Source organism: Halocynthiibacter sp. C4 (assembly GCF_028823805.1).
GTDB lineage: Bacteria > Pseudomonadota > Alphaproteobacteria > Rhodobacterales > Rhodobacteraceae > Falsihalocynthiibacter > Falsihalocynthiibacter halioticoli.
Window position 1 is genome coordinate 992,914 of sequence record NZ_JAPEIE010000002.1, and the last position, 16,502, is coordinate 1,009,415.

Sequence of the window (16,502 nt, forward strand, 5' to 3'; positions counted from 1 at the left end):
TCGCTTTTACGTTTCGAGAATAACAGTCACAAAAAACTGACAAAATTCCTTCTAATTGAGATTGATCAAGGCGAGCGCATCTAACTTCCCGCATTTCAGCACCATCTGAAACCCTCCGAAGAAGGAGAGCGCAATGCGCGAAGTCATGACCAAAAGCATGGCCCGAAACATATTCTATGGCGGGTCATTGTTTTTCATAGCCATCTTTATTGGCCTCTCGATCCACTCTCACAACTACATCGTAACGGAATCGACGGATGCCGAAGGCCTCACTGAAAGCGTGGCCCACGGTAAAGCAGTTTGGGAACACCATTCCTGCATCAACTGCCACTCCATTCTTGGCGAGGGTGCGTACTTTGCCCCCGAAGTCGGCAACGTGATGATCCGCTGGGGCGTGGACGATGACCCAGAGACCGCTTTTGAGGCTCTCAAAGGCTGGATGGAAGCTCAACCAACAGGAATCGAAGGGCGTCGCCAGATGCCGAACTTCAACCTGAGCGACGAAGATATTCGCGCGCTTTCGGACTTCCTGCTCTGGACAGGAACAATTGACACCCAAGGCTGGCCGCCAAACGAGGCAGGCTAGGAAAGGACACCGAGATGAAATATCAAACCCAAAAAATCGCCTACGCGTATTTTATCTGCGCTCTCGGGCTATTTGCGATCCAAATCCTCGGCGGTCTGCTGGCGGGCTGGATCTATGTCATGCCCAACACTCTATCGGAGTTGTTGCCCTTTAACATTGTGCGGATGCTGCACACAAACAGCCTTATCGTCTGGCTTCTGCTGGGCTTCTTCGGCGCGGCTTACTTCCTTATCCCTGAGGAAGCAGAACGCGAAATTCACTCACCTAAACTGGCCTATATCCAGCTTGCCATTCTTGTGATCGGCACGCTTGGTGTGGTTCTGACCTATGTGTTCAACCTGTTCGAAGGCAACTTCTTCCTTGGGAAAGAGGGCCGCGAATTCCTTGAGCAACCCAAATGGGTCAAGGCCGGTATCGTCGTTGCGGCGCTGATCTTCCTCTACAACGTCACAATGACTGTGTTGAAAGGTAAGAAAACAGCCATTACCAACATTCTTCTGTTGGGGCTTTGGGGCCTTGCGCTTCTGTTCCTCTTCTCCTTCTACAACCCTGAGAACCTGTCACTCGACAAAATGTACTGGTGGTATGTTGTTCACCTTTGGGTGGAAGGCGTCTGGGAATTGATCATGGCGTCGATCCTTGCGTACCTGATGCTCAAGCTTACAGGTGTTGACCGCGAGGTTGTTGAAAAGTGGCTCTATGTGATCGTAGCGGCTGCGCTGTTCTCTGGCATCCTTGGAACAGGTCACCACTACTTCTGGATCGGTGCGCCTGGTTACTGGCAGTGGCTCGGTTCTGTTTTCTCTGCACTCGAGGTCGTTCCATTCTTCGGCATGATGGCATTTGCCTTCGTGATGGTATGGAAGGGTCGACGGGATCACCCCAACAAAGCCGCGCTTCTCTGGTCGCTTGGTTGTGCCACATTGGCGTTCTTTGGCGCTGGTGTCTGGGGCTTCTTGCATACTTTGCACGGTGTGAACTTCTACACACACGGCACCCAGATCACAGCGGCACACGGCCACCTCGCCTTCTTCGGCGCATATGTATCGCTGAACCTTGCGATCATGGCCTATGCGATGCCGATCCTTAAGAACCGCGATCCCTATAACCAAGTGCTCAACATGGCGTCGTTCTGGCTCATGTCTGGCGGTATGGTCTTCATGACATTCGTGCTGACTTTCGCCGGTACAATCCAGACCCACATGCAGCGCGTGATCGGGGACTACTACATGGATGTTCAGGATTACCTCACACTCTTCTACTGGATGCGCTTCGGCTCTGGCGTTGTCGTGTTCCTTGGTGTGGCCCTGTACCTCTATGCCATTTTCGTACCACGCAGTGAGGTTATCTCTGCATCTCCAACAGAGGCGGCTGAATGATGGCTAAGGACACACTCGAAATGGAAGGGGCAACCGCCCCTTTCTACCTCCCCCAAGGGGATGAATGCGACGTATTCGCAGCAGCGGCAGAGAACAATCTGCCCCTGCTCCTCAAGGGGCCAACCGGCTGTGGTAAAACACGTTTCGTAAGCCACATGGCCGCAAAACTTGGTCGGCCGCTCTATACTGTGGCCTGCCATGACGACCTCTCCGCCGCTGACCTGATCGGGCGTTACCTTCTTAAGGGCGGCGAAACGGTTTGGGTTGACGGGCCGCTGACTCGCGCGGTGCGTGAGGGCGCGATTTGTTACCTCGATGAGGTGGTCGAAGCGCGCAAGGACGTGACCGTTGTGCTTCACCCGCTGACGGATGATCGGCGCATCTTGCCGATTGACCGCACAGGCGAGGAGCTTGAGGCCGCTGATGGGTTCATGCTCGTGGCATCCTATAACCCGGGTTACCAAAACATCCTCAAAACGCTCAAACCTTCGACACGTCAGCGCTTTCTCTCGGTTGCATTCGACTTCCCCGATGCAGAGCGCGAGATCGACGTTGTTGTGCGCGAAACAGGCATCGATGCGGATCGCGCCAAAGGGTTGGTGAGGCTTGCGAATAAGCTGCGTGCGCTCAAGGGCCAAGACCTCGAGGAAGGTGTCTCGACCCGTTTGATCGTTTATGCGGCAACGCTTGTCGTTCAAGGAATGCCCATTGAACGCGCCATCGAAGCGGCAATGATCGAACCGCTCACCGATGACGAAGATGTAAAGACCGGCCTAATGGATCTGGTCACAGCAGTGTTTGGATAAATCATGGCCCTTGTCGAATTTGAACCTTGGGAACCCGAAGAAACCGTAGGCAAGATCTGGCACGGCCTCGCCAGCCGGATCGACGCGCCCCAACGCTATCCCGAAGCCTCCGTGGAGCTTGGCGAAGTGTCGGGGCGGCTGGCGGTCTTTTTCCGCGCGCTTGGCGGTGCCCCATCCGTTGAAATTCGACCAACAGAAGACGAGAGCAGCCATCACCGGCTGTCCTTCAAGCGGCGCTTGGGCACCGAAGTTGAAGCCCTGCCGCGCACCAGTTTCGACGGGGAGGCACTACGCCTTCCCGCTCGACTGGCCCTATTTCCCGCGCGCGAAGCAAACGCCGCGCTTTATCTCTGGCTAACCGCCGCAAGCGCCCACGCAGGCCGCTACGTCGAAGCCGAGAACCCGCTCGAACGCGATCTTCGCGCCCTTGCTGAAGCGCATAAAATGTGCGGCGCTGTTGTTGAGGATTGCCCCGGTCTTGCCGGCTTGCACCGCGATCTCTCCGCTGCGTCCGTTGCCGCGCGCAAAATCGCGAACCTTCCGAAATACGAAGCTGCCGTTGAAGCCGCCCTTTGCGGTCTCCTGATCCGCGAAGCGCCCGAACGCGCCCTTGCGAAGTCCTTTTACGAAGCGGCCCTCTCTGGCAGCATTCCCGCCGATTTGCCCGTGCCTCGCGGATATAAGCCGTTTCAGCCCGTGCCAATCTGGCCGGAGCTGCGCGACGTGACATTCAGCGCTCCTAGCGACCTAGAGACACGCGATACAGAAGGCACGCCCGAAGAGAACACCTCCGGCAAGACACACCGCGCCCGCCGCCGCAAATCGGATCAAGCGGAGCGCAAAGACAGCCTAATCCTACACAAATTCGAAGGCATCCTAAGCTGGGCAGAGTTCCTTAACCTTAACCGCCGCGTTGATGATGACGATAACGACGACGCCAAAAAAGCCGCCGACGACCAAGAAGAAATCGGCCTTGGCCAGATCAGCAAGGCGCCCGCAACCAAGCTTAAACTGCACCTTGATCTCGCGCCCGAGGATGTGGACCGCGAAGCCATTTCGGGACAGTTCACATATCCTGAGTGGGACGCTCGCACCGGCGCTTATATGCAGGACCACACCTGTGTATTTGACGCGCCCGCCGAACCAAGTGATGCGCAAGCTGCCTTTCAAACAGACCCGCGCGCCAAGCGCCGTATTCAGGCCGTGCGCCGCCAATTCGAAGCCCTGCGCCCTGGTCGCGTTATCCTTCCTGCCCAGCCAGACGGTGAAGACCTCGACCTCGAAGCCGCGGTGAGATCCTATGTCGACATCTCGGCCTGCGGCCACGGCAGCAACCGCATCTGGCGGCAATCCCGCCCAGAGGCGCGAGACTTGGCGGTATCGATCTTGCTCGATACGTCCCGCTCAACCGAAAGCGTTATCGCGGGCCGCCCTGTAATCGAAATTGAACGCGAGGCGATGGCGGCACTGTCTTGGGGGCTGAATGCTTGCGGCGACACTTTTGCGATCAACTCGTTTTCTTCGCTGAAACGTAACCGTGTCTATGTGAACCGCTGCAAAACGTTTGACGAAGATATGTCACTAAATGTCGAAGCCAAGATCGCAGCGCTTCGGCCCGGCTTTTACACACGCCTTGGCGCTGCAATCCGCCACGTCAGCGTTGACCTTCAGAAACAGAGCCAGCAACGCAAGCTTCTCCTGATCCTGACAGACGGTAAACCCAACGATCTGGACCATTACGAAGGCCGCCACGGCATCGAAGATACCCGCATGGCAATCCGCGAAGCGCGGCGCGGAGGTGCGGCGGTTTATGGCATGACGATTGACGCCAAATCCAAGGCTTGGTTCTCGCGGATGTTCGGCTCTGGTCGGTTCTCGGTCATACCGAACCCTGACCACCTGACTGCGGCATTACCGCAAATCTATCGCCAACTCACGGGCGCATAATTTAGAAAAGAAACTCTCCAATATTGAAAGTCGCAGCGCAACGGGACAACCTATTGCGCTGCGACTTAATTAAATTTTAAAGATTATTTTCAATATCTTAACACCGAGCGAAATCGACTCCCATCGCACCATTTGAACGAGTTGATCTATGTCAAGAATCCGGTTGATGTCGATCAAAGCGCGCAAATGATTCTTGCAGCAATGTCCCTTCCAACGACCAGAACAAACCGAATCTGGTCGGGATAATGACCGGTAAAATCCGGCAATAATCCGAATGAAGCTGCGCGATGACAGCGCGGCATAGTTGGAAGGACATTGAAATGACCGCCTCTAAAAAGATTGGCTTCAAACCTAGCCGCCGCTCTGTTCTGACAGGGTCCGCTCTCGCAGGTGCTGCGATGCTCTCCGGTGCTGTTCCTGCAATGGCATCCGCACGACGCGCTGCTCCTAAACTCTCAAAAACACGCGAAGGCATGGTCCTTCCCGTTGCTGAAAAACAAGAAGTGTCCGGTAAAGCCGTTGACCTTTCCCACCTCCCTCGCGTCAAGCAGGAAATGGTGATGCCTCCTTTTGCTCCTGAGCATGATCAAGTTGCAACTGGTGGTCCGAAAATCGTCGAAGTGCGCTTTGACATTGAAGAAAAGCTGATGACCGTTGACGAAGACACAGACGCAAAAGTCTGGGCGCTGACATATAACGGTTCTGTTCCTGGTCCGCTGATCATTGTTCATGAAGGCGACTATGTTGAACTGACACTCTCCAACCCAGAATCCTCTGTGTTCGAGCACAACATCGATTTCCACTCATCCACAGGTGCGCTTGGTGGCGGTGGCCTAACCCACGTTCTCCCAGGTGAAGAAACTGTCCTACGCTGGAAAGCAACAAAACCAGGCGTGTTTGTTTATCACTGTGCCCCAGGCGGCGCGATGATCCCTTACCACGTATGTAAAGGTATGAACGGCGCGGTTATGGTTCTGCCACGTGACGGTCTGAAAGACGGCGAAGGTAACCCACTCCGGTACGACGAAATCGCATACATCGGCGAGCAGGACTACTACCTGCCAATGAACGAAGACGGCGAATACATCCAATACGAAGACGCTGGTGAAGATTACTCCGACGCACTCGATGCGATGCGCGGCCTGATCCCAACTCACTCCGTCTTTAATGGTGCTGTTGGCGCCTTGACCGGTGAAAATGCGCTGAAATCCAAGGTTGGCAACACCGTCCTTATGATCCACGCCCAAGCGAACCGCGACACACGTCCTCACCTTATTGGTGGCCACGCGGATTACCTCTGGGAAGGCGGCAGCTTTACTGACGCGCCACAAACCGGCTTTGAAACATGGTTCATCCGCGGAGGCTCTGCCGGCGCAGCGATGTACACTTTCCTTCAGCCAGGTGTGTACGCCTATGTGAACCACAACCTGATCGAAGCAACCTTGCTCGGTGCATCCGCACACTTCGTCGTCGAAGGCGAATGGGACAACGACCTAATGGAACAGGTCGTCGCGCCAAAGCCAATCGGCAGCTAAGAGCCACACACTAAGAAAGTCGCAGCTATGTCTATTGCTTCTAAAAAACTAATCCTTGGGCTAACAGCCTTGGCTGGTTTGGCAATGGGTGTGGCTGCGATCACCGTTGGGCCTCTTCGGGGGCCTAACCTCGAATACATTCCTCTTATGGCGCCTGTTGAATTTGCCGATGGTCGCCGCGTGTATGTTCAGAAATTCAGCGTCACCACCTCAGAATGGAACCGATGCTATGAGGCTGGTGCGTGCAGTATTCAGATGCGAGAGCGGAAATCAGGCGATGATTACCCCGCGACCGGTCTGAACTGGATGGACATCAACGAATATGTTGCATGGATCAACGAAACATCCCGCCACGAATTCCGTTTGCCGACTTTGGCCGAGTGGAACGAGATGGCCGCCGAGGTTCTTCCGAAGAAGAAAGACCCGATCTTTACCGATCCGGAGCTAACCTGGGCGTCCGCATATCTCATGGAGCCACAGATCAACCGAAGCTTGCGCCCAACTGGCAGCTTCAAAACCACATCCGCTGGCATCTCCGACCTGAACGGCAATGTTTGGGAATGGACCTCCGATTGCTATGCCGGCGAAGAACTGGGCCTTAATGCAGACAACTGTCCGGCCTTCTGGATGGGCGGCGAGCATGTTGCGGCCATGTCGATCTTTACCCGCGACCCTGCGCGCGGCGGCTGTGCGGTGGGCACTCCTCCTGCCCATCTCGGCCTTCGCCTTGTCACCGACAAACCGGTTCCCGGCGTTTAAACTCCGATCTTTTCACTCAAGCGCCCCGCAAACCGCGCTGCTGCAATCGGGAGCGGTCTCCCTTCCATTTGGCACAGCGCCAACCGTGTTCGTGGCATGCCGTTCATAATCCCGACCTGTCCGCCCATTTGCTGAACCAGATCAGCCGAGAGCCCGCGCGCAGGCCAGAATTGAAAACTTGGACGCGGAGATAATCGCGGCGGCAGCAATACATCCGCTTCCATAGCGGGGCGTACACTTAGTCGCTTTGAGGCGAAATGCGTATCCAAAAGCCGCCGCAACCCTGTCCCGCGACTTGGCAAGATCACATCGTGGTCTTCCAACTCATGCGGATACAAGACTGTCTTGCTGCCGATTGGCAAAACAAGCGAAAGCGAAATATCGTTGCTCGCTAGCATCTCAACACCGGATCGCTCCGTTGGCTCTAGGATAAGACCGAGGTCGGCCGAACCCGCCAAGAGCATCGTGTTTGCCTCTTCGCCGCCTGTCGAAATGGTCGAAAAGCTCACACCGGGATGCTCTTCGCGAAACGGGGCGATTTCATTCGGCAAGAAGCTTATCGCCATTTGCGGACTTACGGCCACCGAAACACTCCCGATTCTCATCCCCTTCATGTCGGAGACGATTCCATTTGCGCGTTCTATTTCAGCAAGGTGCCCAATAAAGTGGCGATGATAGATTTCTCCGACCGTCGACAGCCGAACACCGACTGGGAGCCGGTCAAAAAGCTCAGCTCCAAGCTCATCTTCCAGAGCCTTCACTTGCCGCACCAAGGCAGAAGGGGAAATTGCTAATAATTCCGAGGCCTTACGGAACGATCCCTGTTCTGCGATTGTCTTAATTGCACGATAGATTTGTAGGTGGCGCACTGTGTTGTCATTTCTGTATGTTGCGTTTTTTGCAACGCATATACGCAGAAATTGTTACAGACAGCAACACTGCACAAGTTTTACCCCTTTTCTCAGGCACCGGACCGATTTCGATGCCACAGGACACAGGGAACCTCAGACATGATGAAGAAACTCCTCTCAACTGCCGCCGTAGCCGCTACTGTAGCCTCTGCAGCGCACGCCGACATCAAGGTCGGTATCCTCCATTCGCTTTCCGGCACGATGGCGATCTCCGAAACAACTCTCAAAGACACTATGCTGATGCTGATCGAACAGCAGAATGCAAAAGGCGGTGTAAACGGCGAAATGCTCGTTCCCGTCGTTGTTGATCCGGCATCCGACTGGCCTCTCTTTGCTGAAAAAGCACGCGAACTTCTGACTGTTCACGAAGTTGACGTAATTTTCGGCAACTGGACATCGGTTTCGCGTAAATCGGTACTACCGGTTATCGAAGAATTGAACGGCCTTCTCTTCTACCCCGTTCAATACGAAGGTGAAGAAAGCTCCAAAAACGTATTCTACACAGGTGCGGCTCCAAACCAACAAGCGATCCCCGCAACTGATTACTACCTCGAAGAGCTTGGCGTTGAAAAATTCGCCCTCCTCGGTACAGACTATGTGTACCCACGTACAACAAACAAAATTCTCGAGCAGTACCTCAAAGATAAAGGCATTCCAGCCGAAGACATCTTTGTAAACTACACGCCTTTCGGTCACTCCGACTGGTCCAAGATCGTTGCTGACGTTGTTGCGCTTGGCGCAGACGGCAAAAAAGTTGGCGTGATCTCGACAATCAACGGCGACGCAAACATCGGCTTCTATAAAGAACTCGCTGCTGCTGGCATTTCCGCTGACGACATCCCAGTTGTTGCATTCTCCGTTGGTGAAGAAGAGCTTTCCGGCCTTGATACATCCAACCTCGTTGGCCACCTCGCTGCTTGGAACTACTTCCAGTCCGCAGAAAGCGAAGCAAACGAAGAGTTCATCGCCGCTTGGAAAGCTAAGATGGGCGAAGATCGTGTTACCAACGACCCAATGGAAGCGCATTACATCGGCTTCAACATGTGGGTGAACGCTGTCGAAGAGGCAGGCACAACTGACGTAGACGCAGTTCGCACAGCAATGTACGGCCAGGAATTCCCGAACCTCACAGGCGGCACTGCCGTTATGTTGCCAAACCATCACCTGGCCAAGCCAGTTCTGATCGGTGAAATCCTTGAGGACGGCCAGTTCGACATCATCAGCCAGACTGAAGAAGTTCCTGGCGATGCTTGGACAGACTTCCTGCCAGAATCCGCAGTTCTTAAGTCCGATTGGAAAGACCTCGGCTGCGGCATGTACAACGTCGAAACAGAGTCCTGCGTACAGTTGAAGTCCAACTACTAATCGCACCGCTCATATGAACGAAGGGGGCAGAAACTTGCCCCCTTCTTTGCCCCAAATTCCAGCCAGGCTGTCATGAAAAATATCTTTCTCGCACTCTTCGTGGCCCTGCTCATGACTATTTCCCCAAAATCGTCGCAAGCAGAGACAATTCAGGACATCCTGAATACCCATGAGGCCGCTATCGCTAAGGGCTCTCGCAAAACGATAGAGCCCGCAATCGCCGCCCTTCGGGACTCCGGTCTTCCTGAGGCCCAGAAAATTCTCGAAACCTGGCAAGCCAAGGAACTTTGGCAACGGAAGGCGGACAAAGCATTCTTTACCGCCGAGAAAGACAGCGGCTCAACCTACAACCTCTTTGACGTGGTGACTGGCGCTGCAGAGGGTCAAGCAGACAAGAAAGAACTGAAACAGATCAAGCCAAACTCTGGTGTGCGCGGATTGATCGGCGCAGCGCTTGTTCAATTCCAACTTCTTGATGCGGACATCGAGAAACGCCGCGAAGCTTTGGTCGCAATTGGACGAGACCCAAATGCAAGCCATCTTCCCGCTCTACGTGGTGCAATTGATGGCGAGCCTGATCCGCAGATTAAAGCCGAGAAGATTCGCCTAGAACGGCTCCTTTCGGTCCAATACGAAACTGACCCCGAAGCGCGTATTGCCGCCATCCAATCGCTTAAGGGCGACCTTGGTGTAGATGCCCGTGCAGCACTAAATCCGCTCCTCGCCACAAAGCGGATCGCTGTACTTGGTGAGGCCGAAGGCAACATTGCGCGCGAACTTGAGCCTGGTGACGATGATTTCAGCCAAAACGAAGCTTACGCGCTTCTTGTGAATTCCGGCCTTGCTCAACCTGTGCCAAGCAGCGACGACATCCGCAATGCGCTAGCCGCAAACATCGATCAAGGCTCTGTTTCAGGTATCCCAACTGCGCAACTCTCAAACGAAGAAACGCGCCTTAGGGCTTACAATACCCTCGCAGAAAACGGCATCGTCCCGCCCGCTATTACAGCTGCGGAGCAACGGGCACTTGTCGCGGCTCATAAGTATTTCGAAGTCTATGATATCGCCGACAGCCGGATCACCGACGCTGCGCAAGACACGCTCGACTCTATCGAACTCAAGGTGGGAATGAGCCAAGCCATTGACCTCGGACTTGATGGCTTGTCGCTCGCATCGATCTATTTCCTTGCGGCAATCGGGCTTGCCATCACATTCGGCGTTATGGGTGTGATCAACATGGCCCATGGCGAATTCATCATGATGGGCGCCTATACCGGCTATGTGGTTCAACAAATCATTCCCGATTATACGTTGTCGATCATCGTGGCCCTGCCCGCAGCCTTTGCTGTGACCTTTGCTGCCGGTGTGGCGATGGAGCGGCTTGTGATCCGCTTCCTTTACAACCGTCCGCTTGAGACACTTCTGGCAACGTTCGGTATCTCTGTCGCGCTGCAACAACTTGCCAAGAACATCTTCGGCACGCAGGCCCGCCCGCTGACGTCTCCTGCGTGGCTCGACGGCGCTCTGACATTCAACGATGTCGTCTCGATCAGCTATATTCGCATCGCGATTTTCGTGCTCGCACTGGTGTTCCTCGTGCTGTTCCTCTTTATCATGAAGCGGACGCGCCTTGGCCTCGAAGTCCGCGCTGTAACGCAAAACCCGCGCATGGCATCTTCGATGGGGATCAATCCTGATCGCATCAACATGCTCACCTTCGGGCTTGGCTCGGGCATCGCGGGGATCGCTGGCGTTGCCATCGGCCTCTTCGCCAAAGTGACCTCCGAACTTGGTTCCGACTATATCGTACAAAGCTTCATGACGGTCGTCGTTGGCGGTGTCGGCAACATCTGGGGAACGCTTGCGGGCGCCGCGATGATCGGCGGATTGCAAAAAGGCATCGAGTGGATGAACCCATCCAATACGCTTGCCGCTCAAACCTACATGATCGTCTTTATCATCATATTCATCCAATTCCGGCCCAAAGGCATCATTGCCCTCAAAGGCCGCGCGGCAGGAGATTAAGCCATGAACAAGAGCTTTTTTGCCCGTAACCCTTCGGTCTTGATTTTCATCGCTTGCCTCGCGCTCTTTACGCTTACAGTTTCGGTTCTGGCCGACGGGTTTGGCGCTGGCGTGATCTCGACCAGCTTCGTGAAAACCCTCGGCAAAACGCTGTGCCTCTGTCTGATCGCCATCGCGATGGACCTTGTTTGGGGCTACTGCGGGATCTTGTCTCTGGGCCACTTCGCTTTCTTCGGGCTTGGCGGATATATGATCGGGATGTGGCTGATGTATGCCCGTACCGAGTTAATCGTGGCGAATTCGTTGGCGGAGGCGGAAATTCCACCGACTGCCCAAGAAATCTCGGATGCTATCGGCAACCAGATCTTCGGCGTGGTCGGCGGCAGCGATATCCCGTTGATCTGGAGTTTCGCCGACAGCCTTACGATCCAACTCGCTTTCGTCGTACTTGTTCCTGGCCTACTCGCGCTTGTCTTTGGCTGGCTCGCCTTCCGCAGCCGCGTAACAGGTGTTTACCTTTCGATCCTCACGCAAGCCATGACACTGGCGCTTTCGCTCTACCTCTTCCAGAACGAAAGCGGGCTGCGCGGCAACAACGGACTCTCGGGTTTGCAAAACCTTCCCGGTCTCGACGATGTTCCGCAAAGCACCGTATCGCTTTGGTTCTTCTGGGCCTCGGCACTGGCACTCGGCCTTGGGTATATGCTCGCCGCTTGGGTAGTTTCGGGTAAGTTTGGCAGCGTAATCCGCGGCATCCGCGATGATGAAGCGCGCGTACGCTTCCTTGGGTATTCGGTTGAGGGGTACAAACTCTTCGTCTTTACATTGACCGCTGTGATCGCCGCCATTGCTGGCGCGCTCTATTACCCACAGGCCGGTATCATCAACCCTGGTGAAATGGCGCCAATCGCGTCCATCTACCTCGCGGTTTGGGTGGCTATCGGCGGTCGCGGGCGACTCTATGGCGCCGTGATCGGCGCGGCACTGGTTTCGCTTCTGTCGACATGGTTCACGGGCGGGCAAGCGCCTGACATCCCGCTTGGCTTCTATACAATCCAATGGGTCGATTGGTGGCTCGTGTTGCTTGGCTTCTCCTTTGTTGCAGTCACACTCTTTGCCCCACGCGGTATTGGTGGACTATTCGATCTCTACACTGGGCGGCATGCCCCAAACCGCCACGGCGCAGACCTCGGCCCCGATATGGGCTCCCTGCGTGAGAAGGAGGCTGACGAATGAGCACACTTCTTGAAGTATCCGGCGTTTCCGTAACCTTTGACGGGTTCCGCGCCATCAATAACCTTTCCTTTCAGATTGCGGATGCCGAATTGCGCGCCGTGATCGGGCCCAACGGTGCTGGCAAAACGACCTTTATGGATATCGTAACCGGCAAAACCCGCCCAGATGAGGGCCGCGTTCTGTTTGGTGAGAAATCCGTCTCCCTCCTACGGATGTCGGAAGCCAAAATCGCCCAAGCAGGCGTAGGGCGAAAGTTCCAGCGCCCCACCGTGTTCGAAGACCAGAGCGTATTTGACAACCTGCTCATGGCGCTAAAAAAGGATCGCAAGCCTTGGTCGGTATTGTTCTATCGCAAGTCAAAGCGCGATACCGAACGTGTTGAAGAACTGGCGGAACAGATCGGGCTAACCGCGCAAATTCACCGCACCTCTGGCGAGCTTTCCCACGGGCAGAAACAGTGGCTCGAAATCGGTATGCTCCTCGCTCAGGAGCCGCGCCTGCTCCTCGTAGACGAACCTGCCGCCGGTATGACGCTCGCCGAACGTGAACAGACAACCGATATCCTTAAGGAAGCCGCCAAAACCCGTGCCGTCGTTGTTGTTGAACACGACATGGAGTTCGTACGGCGGCTAAATTGCAAAGTCACCGTACTACACGAAGGATCGGTTTTGGCCGAAGGCAGCCTTGACCACGTGACTGCAAACCAAGACGTCATCGACGTATATCTGGGACGATAACATGCTGGAAATCAAAGACCTCACCCTGCATTACTCCGGATCGCAAATCCTCTATGGGATCGACCTCACAGCGGACGTTGGAAAAGTCACCTGCGTGATGGGGACGAATGGCGTCGGGAAAACAAGCCTGCTCAAGGCCATTTCCGGCACTCATCAGCGCACCAGCGGCACCTACCGCCTCAATGGCGAGGAGCTTGGCAAACCACCTGCGAATGTCCTAGCGCATAAAGGCGTTGCGTATGTTCCTCAGGGGCGCGATGTTTTCCCACTGATGACAGTGCGAGAAAACCTCGAGACTGGCTATGCCTGCTTGCCAAAATCAGAGCATCACGTTCCGGATTACATTTTCGAGCTGTTCCCCGTTCTTAAAGAGATGGAAGGGCGGCGCGGCGGCGACCTTTCCGGCGGACAGCAGCAACAGCTTGCGATCGCACGCGCGCTTATCACCAAGCCTAAGCTTCTGTTGCTGGACGAGCCGACTGAAGGCATTCAGCCCAACATCATTCAGCAAATTGGTCGCGTCATTGAATTCCTGCGTGATCAGGGTGACATGGCGATCATCCTCGTCGAGCAGTACTTCAGCTTTGCCTATGACCTCGCAGACGACTTTTGCGTTCTGACACGTGGTTCGGTTTCTCTGGCTGGCTCAAAGAAAGAGCTGAAAAAATCTGAACTGATGAAATCTGTCTCGGTCTAAATCAACTCGCGATCCCTACCGATCATTGCGGCGTGCGTACGATTGCGCGCGTCGAGCTTTCGGCTCAAGGTTTTGACGTGCAGCTTTACGGTGACTTCTTGTAGATCAAAATCACGGGCTATTTCCTTATTAGATTTCCCTGCGGCGATGCCCTTCAGGACTTGATGCTCGCGCCGCGTGAGATATGCGTACCCTGCCTCCGGATCGCTCTGGTTTTGCATGAAATTGAAAGGGGCAAACACCTCTCCGCTGGCCATGAATTTTGCTGCCATCACCATTGATTTCGATCCAAGCGTCTTTGGAACAAACCCAGCGGCCCCTTTTTCAATCGCCTCTTCTGCAATTGCTTTAGTGGCTGAGCCTGACAGGATCGCCACCGGTTTCTGCTGGTTTGCGGCAAGCGCGTTTTTCAGCCCTTCAAGCCCGTGCATTCCAGGCATGTTGTAGTCAAGAAGGACAAGGTCAAAAGGCCCGCTCTCTTTGATCAACGCAAGCGTATCACTCAGATCGGCGGCCAAAACGACATCAACATCCCCCTCGGACTCGATGAAAGAGCCGATGGCTTCACGCACGAGATCATGGTCATCTGCAACCAGAAATTTCAGTCTTTCACCGTGTGACATCGCATTTCCATTATGACCATTTGGCACAACCTGCGCCCAAACGAAGAGCTGTTTTACCCGAACGTAGAGCTTACCTTGCACTATTGTGGGCCAAAGGATTTAACAGAAAGCTAATAGGCATATCGTGCGCATGAGAGCGCTCTGTTTCGCGTCGTTGCCCTATACCAATGAGCCGCTCCTACTTAACGAAATAGAAATGCCTCACGCTGCATCCTATCGCGCGATTAACACAGGAACAGAGGCTTCGGATGGACCCAAAGCACCAGGCTGCGCATGCCACGCTGGAAGCTGCCATTGCTGAAGCTACTCACCTTCCAGTGCTTGACGCGCTTGTCGTGGCGCAGTTTGTGGAGCTTCTTGGAGAAAAGCGTGCGGTGTTCCTCGTGAGCGAATTCACGAGCGAAATCGAAGCACTCAGCACTCGCTTAGAAAACGTACTCCACCTAAACGAACTGACCCCCATGCGCAGCGATCTACATCAGGCATCTGGCGCGGCCGCGACTTTCGGGTTGCGACGCCTCCGCGCGATAGTGTTGGCACTAGAGCAAAACTTTCATTCGCGGGGCGCGGTTTGCTTCGTCGAATTGGCCGCACTTCTCAGAGGCCTAATGCAAATCTCTTCTGTAGAGTTTCGCGCTGCAGCCTCTAACTCTGCAAACTAATCCTTCGTTCAACACCATCATTTCGCTCCCGTGACGTCCATTCAAATGTCCTAAATGCAATTGTATATTTGACTGTGGATTTTTTAATGCATACATTCTTTGTGTGCCCGTGATTCCAAGAAATTACGGCAACCAACAGGGAGGAATAATAATGAAAACTATCGTAACGGCAGCAACGGCTGCCTTAATGCTTGGGTCTGCCGCCTCGGCTGACGGCGTAAAACTGAACATGCCATCGACTTTCCCCGGCTCTTTGATCCAGCTGGGTCAGGCTGGCGTGCGCTTCCAGGACACTGTGAATCTCATCTCTGGCGGCGAGGTCGAGGTCGAGTTCTTCGAGCCCAACGCGCTTGTTCCGCCGCTCGAAATCTTTGACGCTGTTTCATCTGGCGCCGTCGACGCGGGCTGGTCGGTTTCAGGTTACTGGGGTTCCAAAAACTCAGCTCTGAACCTTTTTGCTGCGGTTCCGTTTGGACCAGCTGCCGGTGAGTACCTCGCTTGGATGTGGTACGGCGGCGGCGAAGATCTAATGAATGAAGTTTATCACGCCAATGGCATTCACGGACAAGTTTGCGGCATCATCGCGCCGGAAGCGTCTGGTTGGTTCCGCAAAGAAATCAACAGCGTAGAGGACCTTCAGGGTCTCAAGATGCGCTTCTTCGGCCTTGGTGCGAAGGTAATGCAGAAACTTGGCGTCGACACACAGCTTCTGGCGGGTGGCGATATCTATCCGGCCCTTGAGCGGGGCACAATTGATGCCACGGAATTCTCCATGCCTGCGATCGATTTGAACCTCGGTTTCTATAACATCGCGAAACACTACTACTTCCCGGGCTGGCACCAGCAGTCCACCAACCAAGAGCTTCTGATCTCGCTCGCGAAATGGGAAGGCATGACAGATCAACAGCGTGGTATCATCCAGACGGCTTGCCGCGCCAACGTCGCGACACAGCTTGCCGAAGGCGAAGCGATTCAAGGCAAAGCACTTGCGGAGATCGAGGGCCACGGTGTGACAATCCACCAGTGGGATCCTGCAATTCTCGAGACTCTTCAAGCAACTTGGGATGAAGTGGTTGCCGAAGAAGCGGCTGCAAACCCTGACTTCCAGAAAGCCTGGGACAGCCTGCAAGCATTCCGCGCAGAATACGCAGCTTGGAATGACCTCGGCTACCTAGACTAATCTAGACCGAAGAAAATCATTGGCCCGGCCGTAGTTTTACGGTTGGGCCTTTGA

At 54.7% G+C, this 16,502-nt stretch carries 15 protein-coding genes; 13 read left to right on the forward strand and 2 right to left on the reverse strand.

The window, feature by feature from the left end; all coding sequences use genetic code 11:
- The first annotated feature begins 133 nt into the window (after positions 1–133).
- The 6 genes from OU789_RS12055 to OU789_RS12080 all read left to right on the forward strand — a co-directional run bounded on the left by OU789_RS12055 (position 134) and on the right by OU789_RS12080 (position 7,012).
- Positions 134–586, forward strand: coding sequence for a c-type cytochrome (locus tag OU789_RS12055; protein ID WP_263952222.1), 453 nt, complete (start codon positions 134–136; stop codon positions 584–586).
- Between the two features lie 14 nt (positions 587–600).
- On the forward strand, positions 601–1,965 hold the full coding sequence (locus tag OU789_RS12060; protein WP_263952221.1) for a cbb3-type cytochrome c oxidase subunit I: 1,365 nt from the start codon (positions 601–603) through the stop codon (positions 1,963–1,965).
- A complete protein-coding gene (locus OU789_RS12065; RefSeq protein WP_274655822.1) occupies positions 1,965–2,771 on the forward strand; it encodes a CbbQ/NirQ/NorQ/GpvN family protein in 807 nt (268 codons plus the stop codon). Before OU789_RS12060 ends, OU789_RS12065 begins: the two co-directional genes overlap by 1 nt.
- Before the next feature lie 3 nt (positions 2,772–2,774).
- Complete coding sequence (locus tag OU789_RS12070; RefSeq protein WP_274655823.1) at positions 2,775–4,718, forward strand: nitric oxide reductase activation protein NorD; 1,944 nt, start codon at positions 2,775–2,777, stop codon at positions 4,716–4,718.
- A gap of 320 nt (positions 4,719–5,038) precedes the next feature.
- Positions 5,039–6,253, forward strand: a complete 1,215-nt coding sequence (nirK, locus tag OU789_RS12075; RefSeq protein WP_274655824.1) for a copper-containing nitrite reductase — start codon at positions 5,039–5,041, stop codon at positions 6,251–6,253.
- A gap of 27 nt (positions 6,254–6,280) precedes the next feature.
- Entirely contained in the window at positions 6,281–7,012 is a 732-nt protein-coding gene (locus OU789_RS12080) for a formylglycine-generating enzyme family protein (protein WP_274655825.1), read from the forward strand.
- Here the strand turns inward: OU789_RS12080 and OU789_RS12085 are convergent.
- Positions 7,009–7,881 carry a LysR family transcriptional regulator gene (locus OU789_RS12085; RefSeq protein ID WP_274655826.1) on the reverse strand — a complete coding sequence of 291 codons (873 nt, stop codon included), beginning with the start codon at positions 7,879–7,881 and terminating at the stop codon, positions 7,009–7,011. The two genes, OU789_RS12080 and OU789_RS12085, sit on opposite strands and share 4 nt — an antisense overlap.
- A 144-nt stretch (positions 7,882–8,025) precedes the next feature.
- Between OU789_RS12085 and urtA the strand changes: the two genes are divergently transcribed.
- From urtA to urtE, 5 genes are all read left to right on the forward strand, one after another.
- The gene (urtA, locus tag OU789_RS12090) at positions 8,026–9,288 is read left to right on the forward strand and encodes an urea ABC transporter substrate-binding protein (protein WP_446719183.1); all 1,263 of its coding nucleotides are present in this window, start codon (positions 8,026–8,028) and stop codon (positions 9,286–9,288) included.
- Positions 9,289–9,360: 72 nt separating this feature from the next.
- Complete coding sequence (gene urtB / locus OU789_RS12095) at positions 9,361–11,313, forward strand: urea ABC transporter permease subunit UrtB (protein ID WP_446719176.1); 1,953 nt, start codon at positions 9,361–9,363, stop codon at positions 11,311–11,313.
- A 3-nt stretch (positions 11,314–11,316) separates the two neighbouring features.
- Entirely contained in the window at positions 11,317–12,549 is a 1,233-nt protein-coding gene (gene urtC, locus OU789_RS12100) for an urea ABC transporter permease subunit UrtC (RefSeq protein ID WP_263952214.1), read from the forward strand.
- Positions 12,546–13,286 (forward strand): urea ABC transporter ATP-binding protein UrtD, encoded by a 741-nt coding sequence (gene urtD / locus OU789_RS12105; protein WP_274655829.1) that lies wholly within the window; start codon positions 12,546–12,548, stop codon positions 13,284–13,286. Before urtC ends, urtD begins: the two co-directional genes overlap by 4 nt.
- 1 nt (position 13,287) lies before the next feature.
- Positions 13,288–13,983 (forward strand): urea ABC transporter ATP-binding subunit UrtE, encoded by a 696-nt coding sequence (urtE, locus tag OU789_RS12110; protein ID WP_263952212.1) that lies wholly within the window; start codon positions 13,288–13,290, stop codon positions 13,981–13,983.
- Here urtE and OU789_RS12115 read toward each other — a convergent pair.
- Complete coding sequence (locus tag OU789_RS12115) at positions 13,980–14,606, reverse strand: response regulator (protein WP_274655830.1); 627 nt, start codon at positions 14,604–14,606, stop codon at positions 13,980–13,982. The two genes, urtE and OU789_RS12115, sit on opposite strands and share 4 nt — an antisense overlap.
- 248 nt (positions 14,607–14,854) lie before the next feature.
- Here OU789_RS12115 and OU789_RS12120 point away from each other — a divergent pair, with 248 nt between their 5' ends.
- Positions 14,855–15,268 (forward strand): Hpt domain-containing protein, encoded by a 414-nt coding sequence (locus OU789_RS12120; protein WP_274655831.1) that lies wholly within the window; start codon positions 14,855–14,857, stop codon positions 15,266–15,268.
- Between the two features lie 151 nt (positions 15,269–15,419).
- Positions 15,420–16,448: a TRAP transporter substrate-binding protein gene (locus tag OU789_RS12125; protein ID WP_263952209.1), complete on the forward strand. Its 1,029-nt coding sequence runs from the start codon at positions 15,420–15,422 to the stop codon at positions 16,446–16,448.
- Positions 16,449–16,502 lie beyond the last annotated feature (54 nt).

Excerpts from the sequence above, each read along its gene's own strand:
- OU789_RS12055 (WP_263952222.1), top strand. The coding sequence starts at position 134 with ATGCGCGAAGTCATGACCAAAAGCATGGCCCGAAACATATTCTATGGC.
- OU789_RS12060 (WP_263952221.1), top strand. The coding sequence starts at position 601 with ATGAAATATCAAACCCAAAAAATCGCCTACGCGTATTTTATCTGCGCT.
- OU789_RS12065 (WP_274655822.1), top strand. The coding sequence starts at position 1,965 with ATGGCTAAGGACACACTCGAAATGGAAGGGGCAACCGCCCCTTTCTAC.
- OU789_RS12070 (WP_274655823.1), top strand. The coding sequence starts at position 2,775 with ATGGCCCTTGTCGAATTTGAACCTTGGGAACCCGAAGAAACCGTAGGC.
- nirK (WP_274655824.1), top strand. The coding sequence starts at position 5,039 with ATGACCGCCTCTAAAAAGATTGGCTTCAAACCTAGCCGCCGCTCTGTT.
- OU789_RS12080 (WP_274655825.1), top strand. The coding sequence starts at position 6,281 with ATGTCTATTGCTTCTAAAAAACTAATCCTTGGGCTAACAGCCTTGGCT.
- urtA (WP_446719183.1), top strand. The coding sequence starts at position 8,026 with ATGAAGAAACTCCTCTCAACTGCCGCCGTAGCCGCTACTGTAGCCTCT.
- urtB (WP_446719176.1), top strand. The coding sequence starts at position 9,361 with ATGAAAAATATCTTTCTCGCACTCTTCGTGGCCCTGCTCATGACTATT.
- urtC (WP_263952214.1), top strand. The coding sequence starts at position 11,317 with ATGAACAAGAGCTTTTTTGCCCGTAACCCTTCGGTCTTGATTTTCATC.
- urtD (WP_274655829.1), top strand. The coding sequence starts at position 12,546 with ATGAGCACACTTCTTGAAGTATCCGGCGTTTCCGTAACCTTTGACGGG.
- urtE (WP_263952212.1), top strand. The coding sequence starts at position 13,288 with ATGCTGGAAATCAAAGACCTCACCCTGCATTACTCCGGATCGCAAATC.
- OU789_RS12115 (WP_274655830.1), bottom strand. The coding sequence starts at position 14,606 with ATGTCACACGGTGAAAGACTGAAATTTCTGGTTGCAGATGACCATGAT.
- OU789_RS12120 (WP_274655831.1), top strand. The coding sequence starts at position 14,855 with ATGGACCCAAAGCACCAGGCTGCGCATGCCACGCTGGAAGCTGCCATT.
- OU789_RS12125 (WP_263952209.1), top strand. The coding sequence starts at position 15,420 with ATGAAAACTATCGTAACGGCAGCAACGGCTGCCTTAATGCTTGGGTCT.